General features: G+C 68.2%; 14 protein-coding genes and 1 pseudogene. 9 read left to right on the forward strand and 6 right to left on the reverse strand.

The window, feature by feature from the left end:
- From AAHS21_RS24910 to AAHS21_RS24925, 4 genes are read right to left on the reverse strand one after another with little or no spacing between them, the layout of a single operon-like run.
- Positions 1 to 1647, reverse strand: a complete 1647-nt coding sequence (locus tag AAHS21_RS24910) for a cytochrome bc complex cytochrome b subunit (RefSeq protein ID WP_342930206.1) — start codon at positions 1645 to 1647, stop codon at positions 1 to 3.
- Positions 1644 to 2822 carry a ubiquinol-cytochrome c reductase iron-sulfur subunit gene (locus tag AAHS21_RS24915; protein ID WP_096288650.1) on the reverse strand — a complete coding sequence of 393 codons (1179 nt, stop codon included), beginning with the start codon at positions 2820 to 2822 and terminating at the stop codon, positions 1644 to 1646. Before AAHS21_RS24915 ends, AAHS21_RS24910 begins: the two co-directional genes overlap by 4 nt.
- Positions 2819 to 3673, reverse strand: coding sequence for a cytochrome c (locus AAHS21_RS24920; RefSeq protein ID WP_342930256.1), 855 nt, complete (start codon positions 3671 to 3673; stop codon positions 2819 to 2821). Before AAHS21_RS24920 ends, AAHS21_RS24915 begins: the two co-directional genes overlap by 4 nt.
- Positions 3674 to 3733: 60 nt before the next feature.
- Positions 3734 to 4345, reverse strand: coding sequence for a heme-copper oxidase subunit III (locus tag AAHS21_RS24925; RefSeq protein ID WP_096288648.1), 612 nt, complete (start codon positions 4343 to 4345; stop codon positions 3734 to 3736).
- Positions 4346 to 4483: 138 nt separating this feature from the next.
- Between AAHS21_RS24925 and trpD the strand changes: the two genes are divergently transcribed.
- A complete protein-coding gene (gene trpD, locus AAHS21_RS24930; protein WP_342930207.1) occupies positions 4484 to 5587 on the forward strand; it encodes an anthranilate phosphoribosyltransferase in 1104 nt (367 codons plus the stop codon).
- Here the strand turns inward: trpD and AAHS21_RS24935 are convergent.
- Positions 5525 to 7408, reverse strand: a pseudogene (locus AAHS21_RS24935) (DEDD exonuclease domain-containing protein); the annotation flags it as partial. The gene trpD and the pseudogene AAHS21_RS24935 overlap by 63 nt on opposite strands.
- A 102-nt stretch (positions 7409 to 7510) precedes the next feature.
- Here AAHS21_RS24935 and AAHS21_RS24940 point away from each other — a divergent pair.
- The 4 genes from AAHS21_RS24940 to pimB all read left to right on the forward strand — a co-directional run bounded on the left by AAHS21_RS24940 (position 7511) and on the right by pimB (position 11211).
- Entirely contained in the window at positions 7511 to 7765 is a 255-nt protein-coding gene (locus AAHS21_RS24940) for a hypothetical protein (RefSeq protein WP_342930208.1), read from the forward strand.
- 186 nt (positions 7766 to 7951) lie between these two features.
- Positions 7952 to 9124 (forward strand): peptidoglycan hydrolase RipC, encoded by a 1173-nt coding sequence (gene ripC, locus AAHS21_RS24945; protein ID WP_342930209.1) that lies wholly within the window; start codon positions 7952 to 7954, stop codon positions 9122 to 9124.
- 49 nt (positions 9125 to 9173) lie between these two features.
- Complete coding sequence (locus tag AAHS21_RS24950) at positions 9174 to 10013, forward strand: hypothetical protein (RefSeq protein ID WP_342930257.1); 840 nt, start codon at positions 9174 to 9176, stop codon at positions 10011 to 10013.
- A 10-nt stretch (positions 10014 to 10023) separates the two neighbouring features.
- Positions 10024 to 11211, forward strand: a complete 1188-nt coding sequence (pimB, locus tag AAHS21_RS24955; protein ID WP_342930210.1) for a GDP-mannose-dependent alpha-(1-6)-phosphatidylinositol monomannoside mannosyltransferase — start codon at positions 10024 to 10026, stop codon at positions 11209 to 11211.
- On the opposite strand, the gene AAHS21_RS24960 is transcribed toward pimB, so the two are convergent.
- Positions 11208 to 13010: a long-chain fatty acid--CoA ligase gene (locus AAHS21_RS24960; RefSeq protein WP_342930211.1), complete on the reverse strand. Its 1803-nt coding sequence runs from the start codon at positions 13008 to 13010 to the stop codon at positions 11208 to 11210. The genes pimB and AAHS21_RS24960 overlap by 4 nt on opposite strands.
- 182 nt (positions 13011 to 13192) lie before the next feature.
- Here AAHS21_RS24960 and AAHS21_RS24965 point away from each other — a divergent pair, with 182 nt between their 5' ends.
- The 4 genes from AAHS21_RS24965 (at position 13193) to AAHS21_RS24980 (ending at position 15792) form a co-directional block, all read left to right on the forward strand.
- Positions 13193 to 13582 (forward strand): polyketide cyclase / dehydrase and lipid transport, encoded by a 390-nt coding sequence (locus AAHS21_RS24965; protein WP_342930212.1) that lies wholly within the window; start codon positions 13193 to 13195, stop codon positions 13580 to 13582.
- A 104-nt stretch (positions 13583 to 13686) separates the two neighbouring features.
- Positions 13687 to 14124 carry an SRPBCC family protein gene (locus tag AAHS21_RS24970; protein WP_342930213.1) on the forward strand — a complete coding sequence of 146 codons (438 nt, stop codon included), beginning with the start codon at positions 13687 to 13689 and terminating at the stop codon, positions 14122 to 14124.
- Complete coding sequence (locus AAHS21_RS24975; protein ID WP_342930258.1) at positions 14117 to 15406, forward strand: ArsA family ATPase; 1290 nt, start codon at positions 14117 to 14119, stop codon at positions 15404 to 15406. The genes AAHS21_RS24970 and AAHS21_RS24975 overlap by 8 nt, the downstream gene beginning before the upstream one ends.
- Positions 15403 to 15792, forward strand: a complete 390-nt coding sequence (locus AAHS21_RS24980; RefSeq protein WP_342930214.1) for a hypothetical protein — start codon at positions 15403 to 15405, stop codon at positions 15790 to 15792. Before AAHS21_RS24975 ends, AAHS21_RS24980 begins: the two co-directional genes overlap by 4 nt.
- The last annotated feature ends 52 nt before the right edge of the window (positions 15793 to 15844 follow it).

Raw genomic sequence — 15844 nt, forward strand, 5'->3', positions numbered from 1 at the left:
CTAGTGCTCGCCGTTGGTCGATCCGTTGGTTTCCTGGCGTTCGCGCAGCGCGGTCAGCGCGCGTTGCTCCGAGGCGTGGGCCGCCTCGCGCAGCGCCGCATCCTCGGACGCCGGGTCGGCGAACAAGAAGCTGCCGCTGCCCGGCGTACCGGCCGAGCCCAGCTTGTTCATCTTGTTGGGAATCGCCGCGCCCGCGTATTCCAGCGGAATCGGGTGGCCGTGGTCGTCAACCGGGCCGAGCGGCTGATGCAGCTCGATGTAGGCACCGTGCGGCAACCGCTTGATGATGCCGGTCTCGACGCCGTGCTCAAGCAGCGCCCGGTCGCTGCGCTGCAGCCCAATGCACCAGCGGTAGCTGATGAAGAAGACGAGCGGCGGCAGGATCACCATGCCGATACGCCCGATCCACGTCGTCGCGTTCAGCGAGATGTGGAACGTGAACGCGATGATGTCGTTCATCGCGCACAGCGTCAGCAGCATGTAGAACGCGATCGCCATCGCGCCGATCGAGGTCCGCACCGGCACGTCGCGCGGCCGCTGCAGCAGGTTGTGGTGGGCCTTGTCGCCGCTGAACCGCTTCTCCAGGAACGGGTAGATGATCAGCAGGATGAAAACGCCACCCATGATCAGGGCCACCCAGACCACGGCCGGAATGGTGTGGTGCCAGAAGTAGAACTCCCACGGCGGCCAGATACGCGCCAGGCCTTCGGTCCACATCATGTAGAAGTCGGGCTGCGAGCCGGCCGACACCTGAGATGGCTTGTAGGGTCCCAGGTTCCAGATCGGGTTGATCTGCAGCAGGCCGCCCATCAGGCCCAGCACGCCGACGATGGCCGCGAAGAACGCGCCGGACTTGACCGCGAACACCGGCATGACGCGCACGCCGACGACGTTGTGCTCGGTGCGTCCCGGACCGGGGAACTGGGTGTGCTTCTGGAACCACACCATGGCCAGGTGCAGCCCGATCAGTGCCAGGATGATGCCCGGGATCAGCAGGATGTGCAGGGCATACATCCGGGGGATCAGGATGGTGCCGGGGAAGTCACCGCCGAAAAGTGCCCAGTGCAGCCAGGTTCCGATCACCGGCATGCCCAGCGTGATCGACGAGAGCGCGGCCCGCAGACCGATGCCGGAGAGCAGGTCGTCGGGCAGTGAGTAGCCGAAGTAGCCCTCGAACATCGACAGGATCAGCAGCAGCGAGCCGATCACCCAGTTGGCCTCGCGGGGCCGGCGGAAGGCGCCGGTGAAGAAGATGCGCGCCAGGTGCACCATGATCGACGCCGAGAACATCAGCGCGGCCCAGTGGTGGATCTGGCGGACGAACAGGCCACCGCGGACCTCGAAGGAGATGTCGAGCGCCGACTGGTAGGCCCGCGACATCTCGACGCCGCGCAGCGGCTGGTACACGCCGTTGTAGGTGACGTCGACCATCGACGGGTCGAAGAACAGCGTCAGGTACACGCCGGTGATCAGCAGCACGAAGAAGCTGTACATCGCGATCTCACCGAGCAGGAACGACCAGTGCGTCGGGAAGACCTTGTTGAGCTGCCGGCGGACCGCGGCCGACGGGTGATACCGGCTGTCGATGTCCTCGCCCTGGCGGGCCAGGACATCACCGATCTTCGGGGGACTCAGTTTCGGACTCATGTTGTCGTCCTCTCCCAGAACGCAGGACCGACGGGCTCGATGAAGTCGCCGTTGGCAACCAGATACCCGTTTGAGTCAATGGTGATCGGCAGTTGCGCCAACGCACGGGCCGCCGGGCCGAAGATCGGCTTGGCGAAATGCAGGGCGTCGAACTGCGATTGGTGGCAGGGGCACAGGATTCGGTAGGACTGCTGCTCGTACAGCGACGACGGGCAGCCCAGGTGCGAGCAGACCTTGGTGAACGCGAAGAACTCGCCGAAGTTGAAGCTTTCCTGGTTCTGACGCTTGACCACCCGTGGCATGTCGGTGGGCCGAATTCGGATGAGCATCACGGGATTACGGACCCCCATCTTGATGCCGATCAGCTTTTCGTGCGATTCCACCGTGGTGCCGTCGCCGTCGGACTCCCGCCACGGGAACACGGTCTCCATGCCGCCGGCGTCCATGTCCTCGGGGCGCATCTTCACGAACGGGGCACCCTCGGTGGCACCGGTGGCGCGCGCCAGGAAGATCGTCTCGCCGTGGTAGCGCGGGGTCCAGCCCGAGGTCCACAGCACCGCTTTCATGCCGTCGGCGGTGGGCACGACCGGCTTCCACGGGTTCTTGATCAAGCCGCCGGCAAACGCCACCAGGGTGCCGAGGCCGAACGCGCCCATGCCCAGCCCGAACGACGCTCCGATCAGCTTGCGGCGCCCGATCGTCGACGTCTCGTAGGCATCCGTCAGGTTCGCGACGACCGTCTTGCGGTCGATGTCACGCGAGACGCCGTCATGGCGGTCCTGAATCGAAATCTCTTCCGGGATAAAGCGTTTCTGGTACAGGATCGCGCCGATGGCGATCGACAGGACCGACATCCCGAACGTGAAGCCGTACAGCGGCGTGGCCAGCGAGTAGAGGAAGTTGCCCGCCTGCCCGTCGCCCTTGTACTCCCACGGCCAGAACAAGAAGATCAGCAGGAGTGCCAACCCGAATCCGCCGCCCAGCAAAAGCCACAGGGCCACGCCGCGCTCGGCACGCTTCTCGGCCTTGGTGCCCTCGACCGGCCAGCGCGGCTCCTTGAAGACGGTCTCGACGCCGTCGATCTTGCCGCCCAGCTCGAGCAGTTCCTGGTTGGACATCGCCGCCAGTGCGGCCTGGTCCGGTTCTTTACCGACGCCGGTGCTTTCCGAGCTCATGCCCGTGCCCCAATCCACAATGCCAACGCGATGGCCGCGACCATCCCGATGATCCAGATCGCCATGCCCTCGGGTGCCGGCCCGAACCCGCCCAGGCCGTAGCCACCCGGCGACCGCTCCTCGGTGACGTTCTTGACGTAGCCGATGATGTCCTTCTTGGCTTCGAAGGAAAGCTGGCGGTCGGCGAACTTCGGCATGTTCTGCGGGCCGGTCAGCATCGCCGTCAGGATCTGCTGCTCGTTGGCCTCGCCCAGGTCGGGTGCGAACTTGCCCGACGACAGCGCGCCGCCCTTACCGGTGAAGTTGTGGCACGAGGCGCAGTTGAGACGGAACAGATCGCCACCGCGGCCCAGGTCCTCGCCGCGCAGCGAGTGCATCGCGATGCTGCCGTCGGGATTGCGCACCACGGTGGGCCCGCCACCGTTGGCCTGGACGTAGGCCCCGAGCGCGTCGATTTGGGCCTCGTCGAAGATCGGCGCTTTACGCGGGGCCTGGGCCTCGCCGCGCATGGCCGGCATGCGGCCGCTGGACACCTGGAAGTACACCGCCGCCTCGCCGACGCCGATCAGGCTCGGCCCGTGGTCCGGCACGCCCTGCAGGTTGGCGCCGTGACAGGACACACAGGAGGTGTCGAACAGCTGCTTGCCGTTGCGCAGCAGCGCCGAATTCGACTCGTCGGCCACCGCGACCTGTGGGGTGGGGGTCAGCACCGCGGCCAGCCCGCCGGAGATGGTCAGCGCGATCATCAGCAGCAGCCCGCCGGACAGCCGACGGCGGAGACGCCGCCGGCTCTGCTCCTGCAGGGCTTTTTTGCGTGGCTGACTCTGCGGCTTACGGCCGCGGGATCGGATGAACCCCAGGTTCTTCAACCGAGCACTCCTGTCTATTTCCCTGTATTCGGAGCCGTCGGCTCATCGGATGAAATAGATCACGGTGAACAGCGCGATCCACACGATGTCGACGAAATGCCAGTAGTAGGAGACGACGATGCTGGCCGTCGCCTGCGCCGGGGTGAACTTACTCATCCCGGTGCGGGCCAGCAGGAATATGAAGGCGATGAGCCCGCCGGTCACGTGCAGGCCGTGGAAGCCGGTGGCCAGATAGAAGACGCTGCCGTAGGCGCTGCCGTGGATGGTCGTCCCGTGGGTGGCCAGGTGGTAGTACTCGTAGGCCTGCCCGAGGACGAAGAACAGTCCCATCAGGAAGGTGATCACGTACCACCGGCGCAGCCCGAACACGTCGCCGCGCTCGGCGGCGAACACGCCCATCTGACAGGTGAACGACGACGCGATCAACACCAACGTCACCGGCACGGCCTGGTACAGATTCAGCTCCGTGGGCGGCGGCGGCCAGTTCCCGCCCGCCTGCGCCCGCGCCGTGAAATAGAACGCGAACAGGCCAGCAAAGAACATGAGCTCGCTGGACAGCCACACTATGGTGCCGACACTGACCATGTTGGGCCGATTCAGCGAATGAACTCGCGACGTGATCGCGGTCCCCGAGGTCCCTACAGCACTCGTCACATCCGCAAGTATGACGCTTTGTAGTTGTTGAACTCTACCCGGGGCGGAAATTCGCCTCCGCGCGTCGCTTTTGTGGAACTTTTCCGGGCCGGGAAACGACGGTTGGGTGTCGGTTGGTCCACGTGGGACCATCGGCGCGTGGCTGCATCATCTGAGGCTGGATCGCCCCGGGCGTTTTCCGCGACGGCTTCCGGGGTTACGCCGTCCTGGCCGCAGCTGCTGGGCCGGTTGACCGACGGGCAGCAGCTGGCCCGCGGTCAGGCCGCGTGGGCGATGGACCAGATCATGACCGGCAATGCGCGCCCGGCCCAGATCGCCGCCTTCGCGGTCGCGATGAAGATGAAGGTGCCCACCGCCGCCGAGGTCAGCGAGCTGGCCGACGTGATGCTCAGTCACGCGCTGCGCATCCCGGCCGAAGCGATCCGCGGTGACGCCGTCGACATCGTCGGTACCGGCGGTGACGGCGTCAACACCGTCAACCTGTCCACGATGGCCGCGATCGTGGTCGCCGCCGCCGGGGTGCCGGTGGTCAAACACGGCAACCGCGCGGCGTCGTCGCTGTCTGGTGGCGCCGACACGCTCGAAGCGCTCGGCGTGCGCATCGACCTGGGGCCCGATCAGGTTGCGCGCAGTCTCGCCGAGGTCGGGATCGGGTTCTGCTTCGCGCCCACGTTCCATCCGTCCTACCGGCACGCGTCCGCGGTGCGCCGCGAGATCGGGATACCGACGGTCTTCAATCTCCTTGGGCCGCTTACCAACCCGGCGTTGCCGCGGGCAGGTCTGATCGGCTGCGCGTTCGCCAACCTCGCCGAGGTGATGGCCGGGGTGTTCGCCGCTCGCCGCGCCAGCGTGCTGGTCGTGCACGGCGACGACGGCCTGGACGAATTGACCACGACCACCACCAGCACGATCTGGCGCGTGCAGGCCGGCACGGTGGACAAGCTGACGTTCGATCCGGCGGGATTCGGGTTCGCTCGTGCCGATCTCGGCCAGCTGCTGGGCGGCGACGCGTACGCCAACGCCGCGGAGGTGCGCGCCGTGCTGGGCGGCGCCAAGGGCGCGGTCCGCGACGCCGTCGTGCTCAACGCCGCCGGCGCGATCGTCGCGCACGCGGGCCTATCCAGCCGCGCTGAATGGTTGCCGGCGTGGGAGGACGGGCTGGAGCGTGCCGGCAGGGCCATCGACTCCGGGGCCGCCGAAGAGTTGCTCGCGCGTTGGGTGCGGTTCAGCCAGCAGGCCTGAGTCCAGCTCTCGCGCGACCTGTTGCGAGGCCAGCCGCGCCGAGCGGGCCGTCGCGGCCCACCCCGACCAGGCGCCGGCCGATCGCAGCGGCGAGGCCCAGCCGATGTCGTCGGCGACCCGCACGATGCGCACTCCCGGGGCGACCAGCCAGCGCGCGATCAGCGCGGTCTCTTCCACCAGCGCACCCCCCAGCGGGGCAGCGGTCGGCAAAATCGTTTGTGCCCCGGCCACAATGGCGTCGACTACCGGCATCGGCGGCACCCCACGCCGGGCGGTGCCCGCCGAGGCGAGCTGCCCGTAGCGGATCACGGCGAGGTGATAGCCCCCGCCGCCGTCCGGGGCCGCGGCGATCAGCTCGGGCAGCGCGGCCAGTGCCCGCAGCCGCTGCCCCCGCCACAGCACCTCGACGGTCGTGGCGGTGCGGTCGCGCAGTCGCGCGGCGCTCTCGAAGTGGTGATGGCTGGCCAGCACGCCGACCTGTTCGACGGCGGCGCCCAGCGCGCGGTCGTCCGTGCCGTCGATCAGGGCCGCAGCGCGCTGCGTGGCCGCGGCGTACTGCGTCGCGCTCAGGTCGCGCGCGGCCGGACAGGGCGACACCTCGACCTGGGGGCAGGCCGGACCGTGGCGGGCTGAACGGCCGAGTCGCGTTGTGCAGGTCCGGATCCCGGTGAACCGCGCCAGCAGCCGCGCGGTGTCGGCGGCGTCGGTGCGGGACCGAAACGGCCCGATGGCGCGATCATGTCGCGGGGCCCGTACCACCGACAGCCGGGGGAACGCCTCGTCGCTCAGCGTCACCCACCACCACCGCTGCGGGAACCTCGAGCGGCGGTTGTACGGCGGCGCGTGCGCGGCCAGCATCCGCAGCTCCCGGACTCCGGCCTCCAGGGCATGGGCACACTCGACATAGTCGACGGCGCCGGCCAGCGTCACCATCTCCTTCATCCGGCCGCGGGGGTCGGCGCCGGTGAAGTATTGGCTGACCCGGCGCCGCAGGTCGACGGCGGTGCCCACGTAGAGCACCTCGCCCGACGGGCCGCGGAACAGGTACACGCCGGGCCGGTGCGGCAGGTGGTCGGCGAGCACGCGCTTGCGGCGCTGGGTCGGTGTCACGTTCGGCAGATACGCGCGCAGATCGGCGTAGGTGTGCACACCCTGGTTGCCCACCCGCTCGATCAGCGCGTGCAGCACGTCGACGGTGGCGCGGGCGTCGTCCAGCGCGCGGTGGGTGGGTTGGGTGGCGACGGCGAACAGCCGCGCCAGGGCGCCCAGTCGCACGCTGGGGGCCTCCTCGCGGCTCAGCACGCGGCGTGCCAGCCGCACCGTGCACAGCACTTGCGGTCGCGGCCAAGCGATTTCGCAGCGCTGCGCGGCGGCCCGCAGAAACCCGATGTCGAACCCCGCGTTGTGGGCGACCAGCACCGCGTCCCCGGCGAACTCCAGGAACATCGGCAGCACGGCGTCGATGGTCGGGGCGTCGCACACCATCGCCGTCGTGATGCCGGTGAGCTGCACGATCTGCGGCGGGATACTGCGCTGCGGGTCCACCAGGGTGCCGAACTCGCCGAGCACGACGCCGCCGCGGACTTTGACCGCCCCGATCTCGGTGATGGCGTCGGCAGCCGCTCCGTCCTTCGCGCGGCTGCGTCCGCCGGTCGTCTCCAGGTCGACGACGACGAAGGTGGTCTCGCGCAACGGGGTTTCGTCGGTGGCCGTCCAGCTCGGGTCGCCACCGGATTCCCGATCCGTGCCCAAGTCGGCAAAACTCAGTTGAGTCCCACCAGTCACACCCATGGGCGTGACGTTAGGCAACAGCGCCGACATTCGCGGCGTTGCGCCGCCGGGGTCGCGCGCGCCAAAAGATGTCGGTGCCCGCGGTTAGCGTTCGGGCCGAGCACGACAAGCCGGATGAGAGGACCGATTCCGATGGCCCACAGCAGACCAACCGAGAGCAAAGGTGTCGCCACCTCAGGACCGGGTGCACCGGTGGTGATCGACTGCGACGACTGCGCGGCGCGCGGCCCGGGATGCCGGGACTGTGTGGTCAGCGTGCTACTCGGGGTACCGGAAACTTTGATGGAGGACGAGCGGGCCGCACTCGAGGTGCTCGCGGAGGTGGGGATGGCACCGCGGTTGCGTTTGGTGCCGATTCATCGAAATCGCGGGTCCGGTGTCGCCTAACGGCCTCGAGTGTCAAAACCCCAGGACCGCCGCGCTCACCCGGCCTCGTTCACATACTTATGTCATAAATCTTTCCATTTTCTTAACGATCTGGTTTGGACAAACGCCGATATCGTTTCGTAACCTGTTTGAGACCTAAACCCAGCTCGACCTCGAACGTCGATGGCAGTTTAAGGAAGCAATACTTTGAGTTTCGGCTCCGCGCATTCGATCTCGCGTGTCATCACGCGGTCAGTCATCGGGACGCTGGCAGGCCTCACGGTCTTATCGGGTGTCTGTGCCGCCAATGTGGCGGCCGACCCGGCCGACGACGCCCTGGCAAAGCTCACCGAGCTATCCCGGCAGGCGGAGCAGACCACCGAGGCCATGCACAGCGCGCAGCTCGATCTCAACGAGAAGCTCGCCGCACAGCAGGCCGCCGACAAGAAGCACTCGGACGACCAGGCCGCCGTCGATGGGGCGCGGGCTCGGCTGGCCACCTTCCAAACCGCCGTCAACAAGCTGGCCGCCGCGACCTATATGGGCGGCCGCGTCGACGGCATGGAGGCGATGCTGACCGCGCAATCGCCGCAGGGCTTGATCGACAAGCTGGCCGTGCAGCGCGTGATGGCGACCCAAATGTCCACGCAGATGGCAAGTTTCCGGGTGGCCAGTGAGCAAGCCGCCAAGGCGGAGCAGGCATCGGCCAAGTCCGCCGCTGAGGCCAAGAGCGCGGCCGAGCAGGCCGCCGCGGTGCGGGCCAGCCTGCAGTCCAAGCAGAGCCAGCTGCAGGTTCAGATCGCGGTCGTCAAATCGCAGTACGTATCCCTGTCGCCGGAGCAGCGCACCGCGCTGGCCGACCCCGGGCCGATGCCGGCCGGCGCGCCGCTTCCGGGTGCGCCCGCGCCGGAGGCGTTGCCGCCCGGTGCACCGCCGGCACCCGGCGCGCTGCCGCCCGGCGAGGTTCCGCAGCCGGCTGGGATGATGCCCGGCATTCCCGGAATGGCTCCCGGCGGTCCGGGTGGCCCCGGCGGTGATCGCGCCAACGTCGTTCAGGCGGCGCTGACCCAGGTGGGAACGCCGTACTCGTGGGGTGGCGCCGCACCTGGCGGGTTCGACTGCTCCGGGCTGGTCATGTGGGCCTTCCAGCAGGCCGGTGTCTCGTTGCCGCACTCGAGCCAGGCGCAGGCCAATGGCGGCCAGCCGGTGGCGTTGTCGGACCTGCAGCCCGGCGACGTGGTGACCTTCTATTCCGACGCGTCACACAGCGGCATCTACGTCGGCGACGGCATGGTGATTCACTCGTCCACCTACGGCGTGCCGGTGCGGGTGGTGCCGATGAATGCCGCGGGCCCGATTCACGACGCCCGCCGTTACTGACCGTTTTCAGTCCAGGCAATTCCGTCGGTGGCGCCGATGGCTGCCGATCCTGCTGGCCTGGGTCTTTGTCGTTGAGATCGTGGTGGCCGCCGCAGGGCTAGATGCCCGCGATGGCCGGATAAGACCCGCACAGCTGGTGGCGCCCGCGCGCAGCCAACCGATCGCCGGGCGGGCGCCGCTGATCGTCGGTGACCGCCAGGTCCGCCTGATCGGCCTGGGCGGTGCGGCCGCCGACCGCCTGCTGGCCCGTATCGCGGCGCAGGTGCACACCGCGATCGACAAGGTCGAGGCATTCTGGGGAGTCGACTGGTCGCGCGACATCTCGGTGGTGGTCGCCGGCTCCGACGATCAGTTCCGTGCCGCCGCCGGTGGTGGCACGCCGGAGCAGTGGGCGGACATCGCCGCGATCACCGTCGCCGATCGCGTCGATCCCGCGCATCGGGTGGTCGTCGGCCAGCGCATCGTGTTCGCCCCGGGTGCTGCGACCATGAGCGACTCGGCGTTGCGAATTGTGTTGACCCACGAGCTTTTTCACTATGCGTCACGCGCCGACACCGCGCTCGACGCGCCGCGATGGCTGGCCGAAGGCGTCGCCGATTTCATTGCCCGGCCCAGTGGCCCGGTCCCCGCCGGACAGCGCTCGCGGCCCGTGTCGTTACCGTCGGACTTCGACCTGGACACCCCGGGACCGCAGCGCTCGCTGGCCTACGACCGCGCCTGGTGGTTCGCCCGCTTCGTCGCCGATACCTTCGGGACGCCGAAGCTGCGCGCCTACTATCTCGCCGTCTGCGGCGTCACCCGCGCCGACCCGTACACCGCCGGCCGCGACGTACTGGATATCGACCCGGCAGGCCTGCTCGCGCGCTGGCAGCAATGGATGGTCGGCTAGCCTAAGGCAAGTGAGCCGGGTTCTGCTGGTAACCAACGACTTTCCGCCGCGGCGTGGCGGCATCCAGTCCTACCTGCGCGAATTCGTCGGCCGGCTGGTGAACACCGGGTCGCACGCGGTGCTGGTGTACGCGCCGCAATGGAAGGGCGCGGACGCCTTCGACGCCGAAGCGGCCGGCTATCGGGTGGTGCGCCATCCGGGGACGCTGATGCTGCCGGGGCCGGCCGTCGATGCCCGGATGCGCCGGCTGATCGGCGATCACGGCATCGACACCGTGTGGTTCGGCGCGGCCGCACCGCTGGCGCTGCTGGCGGCGCGGGCCCGGCAGGCCGGCGCAACCCGGGTGCTGGCCAGCACGCACGGTCATGAGGTGGGGTGGTCGATGCTTCCGGTGGCGCGGTCGGTGCTGCGTCGCATCGGCAACGACACCGACGTGGTGACGTTCGTCAGCCGCTACACCCGGTCCCGGTTCGCGACGGCGTTCGGGCCCGCGGCCTCGCTGGAATACCTGCCGTCAGGAGTCGACACCGACCGGTTCCGCCCGGACCCGGCCGGGCGCACCGAGCTGCGCAACCGCTACGGACTGGGCGAGCGGCCCACCGTCGTGTGCCTGTCCCGCCTGGTCCCGCGCAAGGGCCAGGACATGCTGATCAAGGCGCTGCCGTCGATCCGGCAACGCGTCGACGGCGCCGCCCTGGTGATCGTCGGCAGCGGACCGTACCTGGACACGCTGCGCAAGCTGGCGCAGGGCTGCGGCGTGGCCGACCACGTGAGGTTCACCGGCGCGGTGCCCTCGGCCGAACTGCCCGCCCACTACGCACTGGCCGACGTGTTCGCGATGCCGTGCCGCACTCGCGGCGCGGGCATGGACGTCGAGGGCCTCGGCATCGTTTTCCTGGAGGCCTCGGCGACCGGCGTCCCGGTGATCGCCGGCGATTCGGGCGGAGCTCCAGAAGCCGTGCAGCACAACAAGACTGGACTCGTCGTCGACGGGAACTCGGTGCGCATGATCGGCGACGCCGTCACCGAACTGCTGGCCGACCCGGACCGGGCCGCGCTGATGGGCGCGGCCGGACGCGATTGGGTGACCACGCACTGGCGCTGGGACACGCTGGCGGCCCGGCTGGCCGACCTTCTGCGAGCCGACGATGTGGGCCGCGCTGGGGGCACCGCCCGCTCGCGGGGGACGGCCCGCTAGTCCTTCTCGTAGAGCGCCTCGATGTCGGAGGCGAACTTCTCGGCCACCACGTTGCGCTTGAGCTTCATCGTCGGGGTCAGCTCGCCGGTGTCCTCGGTGAAGTCGACCGGCAGGATGCGGAACTTGCGGATCGACTCGGCATGCGACACCGACAGGTTGGCCTGTTTGACCGCGGCGTCGATCTCGGCGACCAGATCCGGATCGGTGGCCAGATCGCCGACGGATGAGCCCTCGCCTTTGCTGTTGCGCTGCTTCCAGCCGTCGAAGGCCTCCGGGTCGATCGTGATCAGTGCTCCGACAAAGGGTTTGGCGTCCCCGACCACCATCGCCTGGCTGATCAACGGGTGCGCCCGCAGTTGGTCTTCCAGCACGGCGGGCGCGACGTTCTTGCCGCCGGCGGTGACGATGATCTCCTTCTTACGGCCGGTGATCTTCAGGAAGCCGTCCTCGTCGAGCGCGCCGAGGTCGCCGGTCTTGAACCAGCCGTCGGCGAACGCATCGGCGGTGGCCTGCTCGTTGCGCCAGTAGCCGCTGAACACCACGCCGCCGCGCACCAACAGTTCACCGTCGTCGGCGATGCGCATGCTGTTGCCCGGCAACAATGTTCCGACGGTCCCGATCTTGACCCTGCCGACCTGGTTGACCGTGATCGCCGAGCTGGTCTCGGTCAGGCCGTAGCCCTCGTGGATGGTCAGGCCCACACCCCGGTAGAAGTGCCCCAGCCGGGCGCCCAGCGGCGCGCCGCCGGACACCGACGCGTGGCAGTCGCCGCCCAGCGCGGCGCGCAGCTTGTGGTAGACCAACCGGTCGAACAGCGCGTGCTTGGCGCGCAGCAGCAGCCCGGGTCCGCCGTTTTCCTGCGCCTCGCTCCAGTCGACCGCGGTTTGCACGGCGCGGGCGAAGATCGGTCCCTTGCCGTCGTTGGCGGCGTTCTGCTCGGCCGTGTTGTAGACCTTCTCGAACACCCGCGGCACCGAGACCACGACCGTCGGCTTGAACACCGCGAACATCGGCAACAGGTTCTTGATGTCGCTGGTGAAGCCGACGGTCACCTTGTTGGCGAACGCGGACAGCGTCAGCGAGCGGGCCAGCACATGGGCCAGGGGCAGGAAGATCAGCAGCCGTTGCCCCTCGTCCAGCAGGGTAGGCAGGCACTCCTTGGCGCCCCGTGTCTCGTAGAGCAGGTTGGAATGGGTGAGCTGGCAACCTTTGGGACGTCCGGTGGTTCCCGACGTGTAGATCAGCGTCGCGGGATGCTCCGAGCGCAACGCCGCTTGGCGGGCGACCAGCTCCTCGGGGTCGGCCGACGCGCCGGCCTCGACGAGCTGTTCGAGTGCCTTGGGGCCCGACCCGTCGATGTGCAGCACCCGGCGCAGGGCGGGAAGTTCGCCGGTGAGTTCGGTGACCGTCGCGGCGTGCGCGTCGGTTTCGGCGAACGCCACCACGGCTTCGGAGTCCTTCAGCACCCAGCGCACCTGCTCGGCCGACGAGGTTTCGTAGATCGGGACGGTGACGGCGCCGATCGCCAGGATGGCCAGGTCGAGGATCGCCCACTCGTAGCGGGTGGCCGAGAAGATCGACACCCGGTCGCCGGGTTCCACGCCCAGCGAGATCAGGCCCAATGCCGCGGAGCGAATCTGCTGGGCGGCCTCGGCGCACGTGACGTCGGTCCACACCCCATCGATCTGACGTTGATAGATGACCAAGCTGGGGTCGTCGCGCTCGTGCTCGAAGACCATGGCCGCGATGTTGTCGTGCTCGCCGACGGAGAAGCGGGCAGGAACGCTGTACTCACGCACTCTTTTGACTCCGATTGGTCTGGTGACTGGTGGCCGGCTTGCTGTAACTCAGACTAATCGCGGTATTCGCGCAGCAACCAAGCAGTCGGTTGGGCGGCGTCACTGATTGCGGTCGCGGGCGCCCACGGCGCCGGCATGCCCTCGGCGACGTGTGGCGCACATTGATATGTGAAGCTGACACGATGCACAGCATCCAGATCGCGGACCAGACGTATGTCGCCGCCGACGGTGCACTGGTCGGCGCCGCGATCGGCGACCGGGCGTGCTGGAAACGGTGGTGGCCGGATCTGCGGTTGCAGGTCGTCGAGGACCGGGCCGAAAAGGGAATTCGCTGGGCGGTCACCGGGGCGCTGACCGGCACGATGGAGGTGTGGCTGGAGCCTTCGCTGGACGGGGTGGTGCTGCACTACTTCGTGCATGCCGAACCCACTGGCGTGGCGGCCCACCAGCTGGCCAAACTGAACTTGGCGAAAATGACGCACCGCCGTCGGGTGGCGGGTAAGAAGATGGCTTTCGAGGTCAAGGCGACAGTGGAACGGTCACGACCGGTCGGCGTTTCTCCGGTAGCTTAACTCCGGTCAAGGTTCGCCCGAAGAGTAGCGTTTCGGTCCGAAGGCGGGGTACTACCGGACAGGACCGGGCGGGTGCCCCCTCGCGGAGAGAAGGTAGCGGCCAGGTGGCGGAAAAGACGACCCAGACGATTCACATCGAGGCAGACCCCGGCACGGTGTTGCAGGTGATCGCCGACATCGATTCGTACCCGGACTGGATCTCGGAGTACAAGGAAGCCGAGGTTCAGGAGCGCGGGGACGACGGCTACCCGAAGACCGTCCGCTTCGTGATGGACGCCGGTGTCATCAAGGACACCATGGTGATGTCCTACCAGTGGCCGGCCGACCACAAGTCGCTGAGCTGGACCCTGGTCTCCAGCTCGCTGCTGCGCTCGCTTGAAGGGTCATATCGGTTGGCGGCCAAGGATTCTGGAACAGATGTCACCTACGAACTCTCGGTCGATCTGGCTATCCCGATGATCGGGTTGCTCAAGCGCAAAGCCGAGCGCAGGCTGACCGACACCGCATTAAAGGATCTGAAGAAACGAGTCGAGGCTGAGTGAGTCCGTTTCACCCACCCCTCCCGTTACCGGCGCCCGGATCAGCCTCTTCGTTGGGAAGGGCGGGGTAGGAAAATCCACCCTCGCTGCTGCCACCGCGGTCTGTGACGCGATCGAAGGGCAGCGCGTGCTGGTGGTCTCAACCGACCAGGCGCACTCGCTGGGCGACGTGCTCGGCATCCCCGTCCCGCCGAGCGGACGCGGCGAACCGGTTCGGGTGCTTGCCGGCCTGGAAACTGGGGGAGCCGCCGAGACGGGCAACGGATCGCTCGACGCGTTGGCGCTGGACACTTTAGCCCTGCTCGAGGCCCGCTGGCAGGAGGTGGTCACCGCGCTGGATCGCCGGTTCCCCGACTCCGAGCTGAGCAGTATTGCCCCCGAAGAACTTTCGGCGTTGCCGGGCATCCAGGAGGTGCTCGGCCTGCACGCGGTCGGCGAACTCGCGGCGTCGAGACGATGGGATCGCGTCGTCGTCGACTGCGCCTCGACCGCGGACGCGCTGCGCATGCTGACCCTGCCGGCCACGTTCGGGCTCTACGTCGAGCGCGCCTGGCCGCGCCATCGCCGGCTGTCCATCACCGCCGAAGACGCGCGCTCGGCCGCGGTGGTGGAGCTGATCGAACGCATCAGCTCCAGCGTCGAGCGGCTCAGCGCACTGCTCACCGACGGGGATCTGGTCAGCGCGCACCTGGTGCTGACGCCCGAGCGCGTGGTGGCCGCCGAGGCGGTCCGGACGCTGGGCTCGTTGTCGCTGATGGGGGTACGCGTCGAGGAGCTGATCATCAACCAGGTGCTGGTCGAGGACGAGTCCTACGAATACCGCAACCTGCCCGAGCACCCGGCGTTCTACTGGTACGGCGAGCGGATTTCCGAGCAGCGCGCGGTACTCGAGGAGCTCGATGCCACGATCGGTGACGTGGCGCTCGTGATGACCCCGCACTTGGCGGGTGAGCCGATCGGTCCCAAGGCACTGGGTGGGTTGCTCGACAGCGCGCGTCTTCGGCGTGGAGCCGCCCCACCAGGGCCGTTGCGCCCTATTGTGGATCTCGAGTCGGGGTCGGGACTTGGGTCGATCTACCGGATGCGGCTAACGTTGCCCCAGCTCGACCCCGGATCGCTGTCCCTGGGCCGGGTGGACGACGACCTGATCATCAGCGCCGGCGGGTTGCGGCGCCGGGTTCGGTTGGCGTCGGTACTACGGCGCTGCACGGTGCTCGACGCGCATCTGCGGGGCGGTGAGCTAACAGTTCGTTTTCGACCAGATCCGGAGGTGTGGCCTAAGTGAGCAAGCCGCACCCCGATATCGCGCCGGAACTACGCAAACTGGCCGAGGCGATTCTGAACGGAATCGATCCCGCCGTGCGCATGGCCGCGGCGCTGACCGCGGGCAACGGCGTCGGCACCGGCAAGTGTCAGCAGATCTGGTGTCCGGTGTGCGCGCTGGCCGCGCTGGCGACCGGCGAGCAGCACCCGCTGCTGACCGTGATCGCCGATCACAGCATCGCGCTGCTCGAGGTGATCCGCGCGATCGTCGACGACCTGGACCGCTCGTCCGGACCAACACCGCCACCGCCTCCGGACGGTCCGCCCGGCGGGGCCGAGGGCACCACCGCGGGCGAGGCCGAAGTGCGGACTCGCTATCAGCCCATCCCGGTCACAGTCGAAGACTGATCCTCAGGGTTTGGAAGTGGTCCCCTGGATCGCGGATGGGTACAGTTGGCGC

This window comes from Mycobacterium sp. 050272 (assembly GCF_039023525.1).
In the GTDB taxonomy this organism is placed as follows: domain Bacteria; phylum Actinomycetota; class Actinomycetes; order Mycobacteriales; family Mycobacteriaceae; genus Mycobacterium.

Excerpts from the sequence above, each read along its gene's own strand:
- AAHS21_RS24915 (WP_096288650.1), bottom strand. The coding sequence starts at position 2,822 with ATGAGCTCGGAAAGCACCGGCGTCGGTAAAGAACCGGACCAGGCCGCA.
- AAHS21_RS24940 (WP_342930208.1), top strand. The coding sequence starts at position 7,511 with ATGGCCCACAGCAGACCAACCGAGAGCAAAGGTGTCGCCACCTCAGGA.
- AAHS21_RS24965 (WP_342930212.1), top strand. The coding sequence starts at position 13,193 with ATGCACAGCATCCAGATCGCGGACCAGACGTATGTCGCCGCCGACGGT.
- AAHS21_RS24910 (WP_342930206.1), bottom strand. The coding sequence starts at position 1,647 with ATGAGTCCGAAACTGAGTCCCCCGAAGATCGGTGATGTCCTGGCCCGC.